Below are 3,434 nucleotides of genomic sequence, written 5' to 3' on the forward strand. Positions count from 1 at the left end.
GGCTTGATGCGCCAGTCATTGACTGCGGCAGCTATGGTTTTGATCTGGGCGTCCGCAAGATCGGCGAGGTTGCCGTCGATGCCGGTTCGTTCGGCGATCGACTGCGCCAGCCGCTTCGGCAGGTGATTTGCCAGCACGGTCTGCACCGCCTGCCGCCCATTACCGCGCTTGGCACTACGAATGAGGTCCGCCACATCAACTCCCGGCAGCATGGCGATGCGGATTTCGTCGCCCTCGCGCCAATAGGACGAGATCTGCAGGATGGACGGTCCGCTGACGCCGCGATGCGTGAACAGCATCGCTTCGGAGAACCGCGTCTTGCCGCAGGAGACTTCCGCGTCGACGGCGTTGCCGGCCAGCGGCGCCAGCCGTTCGAGCGTGTTTGCGTCGAAGGTCAGCGGCACCAGCGCCGGCCGCGTTTCGACGATGGCAAGCCCAAACTGTCCGGCAAGCTCGTAGCCGAAACCGGTCGCCCCCATCTTGGGGATCGACTTGCCGCCGCAGGCCACGACCAGAGACTGGCACCTAATCGTGCCCGTGGAGAGAGTGAGCACAAACCCCTCCACGGTTTTGCGGACATCCTCAACGCTGGTCGACAGCACCAGTTCGGCGCCCTTGTCCTGCATTTCCGAGACCAGCATGTCGATGATCTGGCGTGCGGAGCCGTCGCAGAACAACTGCCCAAGCGTCTTTTCGTGATAGGCGATGCGGTGGCGTTCGACGAGGGCGATGAAATCGCGTTGCGTATAGCGGCTGAGCGCCGAAATGCAGAAATGCGGATTGCCCGACAGAAAATTCTTCGGGCTGGCATGGATGTTGGTGAAATTGCACCGGCCCCCGCCGGAGATGCGGATCTTCTCGCCAGGCGCCGCCGCATGATCGAGGATCAGTACAGAACGGCCGCGCTTGGCCGCCTCCACGGCGCACATCATTCCGGCGGCACCCGCGCCGATGATCACGACATCATAGGATTGCATCAGGCTGTTCGTTCCCGCTCGGCCCACTCATCCGGCGCAGCGCATTTGTGCTGCCTGATACCGCGAACGGGGCGGACAGCCAACAGGCAAGAACAGCCAGGCAAAGGCTCAGATCAGCGTCTCTGCGAACAACGTCGTCAAGCGCTTCCAGTGGCGTTCGGCGCCCGCGGCATTGAAAACGCTGTGATCGGGCACGCACCAGCCATGCGCCATGCCGGCATAGTTCTCGATGACATGATCTACTTCCGCAACCCTGAGCGCCTCGGCCAGCCGCGCCGACTGTTCCGGCGGGAAACTCCTGTCGACGCCGGATGTGCCGACATAGACGCGCGCCTTGGTCGAGGCTGCCTTGCGATGCGGGCTGTCGGCGGCGTCGCTGGCGAGATTGCCGCCATGGAAGCTTGCGGCCGCTTTTATCCGTTCGGGATAGGTTGCAGCCGCATTCAATGATCGACCGCCGCCCATGCAATAGCCGATGGTGCCGATCGGCCCGGTAATGCCTTCTGCCGCAAGCGCATCGAGGAACGCACCGCTGTCGCTGATGGTCATGTCCTGCGTCGTGCCGGTGACCAGCGCCATCAGCGGGATTTTGGTCTTTTCCTCGGCGAAGGCGGTCTTGGCGTCGAACGGCCCGTAGGGTGCATTGCGGTAGAACAGGTCGGGCACCAGCACCGCATAGCCTTCATTCGCCAGTCGCTCGGCCATACTGTCGAGCGCCGGCCGCGGACCAAAGGCGTCCTGATAGAGAATGACGCCGGCCTTGGCAGGAGATGCGTTTGCCGAGCGGAAAAGCCCGGCATTGGCAACACCATCCCTGGTCTTGATCTGAAGGTCGTGTTTCGTCATCGCTCGCTCCGTTCGACAGATGCGCGATACATATCCGCGCAAGCCTATACGGCAAGGCGCTCCCTGAGCATGGCAGTCAAAATTTCGTGCGGGATTGCGTGACGCTATTGCTAGCCTTCTCGCACCGTCCGCGCACCGACATGCAGCGCGCGGCCGGCACCGAGCCCCATAATGGCTACGCCAAGCCCGAGCGCGACGAACAGGAACGCCGTTCCCGAAAAACTGCCGGTCCAGTCGCGGATCAGGCCCACCAGCAGCGGGCCGAATGCCGCCAACACATAGCCGACGCCTTGCGCCATGCCTGAAAGATGCGCGGCGACATGCGAATCCGGCGAACGCAGCACGATCAGGCTCATGGCAGCCGCGATCAGGCCGCCCTGCCCGATGCCTTGCAGGATCGCCCAGAACAGCACGGTCGAGGTCGGTGCGAACAGAATGCCGAGCAGCGCGATCACCGCCGTGGCAACGAGCGCCACATTGATGCCGCGCTGGTCTTTCAGCCGCATCGCGAAGGATGGCACGGCGAGGCAGGTGATGACTTGCGCCATGACAGACACCGAAACCATGGCGCCGGCGGTGGCCGCATCGAAGCCACGCTCGCGCAAGATCGGCGCCAGCCAACCGAAGATGCAATAGGCAAGTGCCGACTGCAGGCCCATGAACAGCGTCACCTGCCAGGCCAGGCGATCGCGCCAGAGACCAACGACGCGAAAGCCCCGATGACTGACCTGCCGACGGCTGCCCAGCGCCTGCGGAATCCAGATCAAAAGCACGACCAGTGTAGGCACCGCCCAGGCAGCAAGTGCCCCGGACCACGAACCGGTGACAAAATGCTCGATCGGCAGTGTGAAGCCGGCGGCGGCCGCCGAGCCGGCACAGAGCGCCATGGTGTAGAGCCCGGTCATGACGGCGGCCTTGTCGGCGAAATCTCGCTTCACCAGGCCCGGCAGCAGCACATTGCCGATGGCAATGGCGCCGCCGGCAAGGAAGGTGGCGACAAACAGCAGGGGAACCGTACCGAACCAGCGCAGGCCGGTTCCCAGCACCAGCAAGGTGAGCGCCCCGAGCAAAGTGCGCTCGGCTCCATAGCGCTGGGCAAGTCTTGGCGCGAAGGGCGCGAACAGACCCAGGCACAGAACGGGCAGCGTCGTCAGCAGGCTGGCGCCCGTCGTCGACAGTCCGGTTGCCTGCATCACCTCGGGCAGCAGTACCGACAGGCTGGAAAACAGCGGCCGCAGGCTGAAGGCGATCAGCACAAGGCTCGCGCCAAGCACGATGCGCGCCGCACGGCTGCGCAGTTCAGGCGGCTGCGGCGCGGGCAGGCTGTCGGCCTCGGCATCGATGAGTTCCAGACCCTCGATGGCGGCGGATTGCGCCGTCGGGTCAGGCTGACGAAAACTCTGGTTCATTGCGAAAGCAGTCTTTCAAGTTGGGCAAGCACCGGCGCCATGAAGGCGCGAACGGCGGCAACGGCGCGCTCGGGATTGCTCGCGGCAATGGCGTCGACGATAGCCGCATGCGCCTGGTGGTCCGGTTCGGGCAGATCGCCGTCGATGGTGGCATGGATGGTCTCGGTGATGGCGGCGGTGAAGAAGTCGTAGAGCTCCATCA

At 64.1% G+C, this 3,434-nt stretch carries 4 protein-coding genes; all 4 read right to left on the reverse strand.

Translation table 11 applies throughout. The features are described from left to right. Nucleotides 1-977: NAD(P)/FAD-dependent oxidoreductase (locus ENZ74_RS26075; protein WP_164761213.1), on the reverse strand; the 977-nt coding region annotated here is incomplete at its 3' end. Nucleotides 978-1,085: 108 nt separating this feature from the next. Next, nucleotides 1,086-1,823: a dienelactone hydrolase family protein gene (locus ENZ74_RS26080; protein WP_063168200.1), complete on the reverse strand. Its 738-nt coding sequence runs from the start codon at nucleotides 1,821-1,823 to the stop codon at nucleotides 1,086-1,088. A 110-nt stretch (nucleotides 1,824-1,933) separates the two neighbouring features. After that, nucleotides 1,934-3,232: an MFS transporter gene (locus ENZ74_RS26085; RefSeq protein WP_063168201.1), complete on the reverse strand. Its 1,299-nt coding sequence runs from the start codon at nucleotides 3,230-3,232 to the stop codon at nucleotides 1,934-1,936. Continuing rightward, nucleotides 3,229-3,434, reverse strand: a 206-nt coding sequence (locus ENZ74_RS26090) for an FCD domain-containing protein (protein WP_348630706.1), incomplete at its 5' end; no start/stop codon positions are given. The genes ENZ74_RS26085 and ENZ74_RS26090, both read right to left, overlap by 4 nt.

Origin of the sequence: Mesorhizobium sp. M7A.F.Ca.CA.002.15.2.1, from assembly GCF_003998715.1 — a bacterium.
Lineage (GTDB): Bacteria > Pseudomonadota > Alphaproteobacteria > Rhizobiales > Rhizobiaceae > Mesorhizobium > Mesorhizobium ciceri.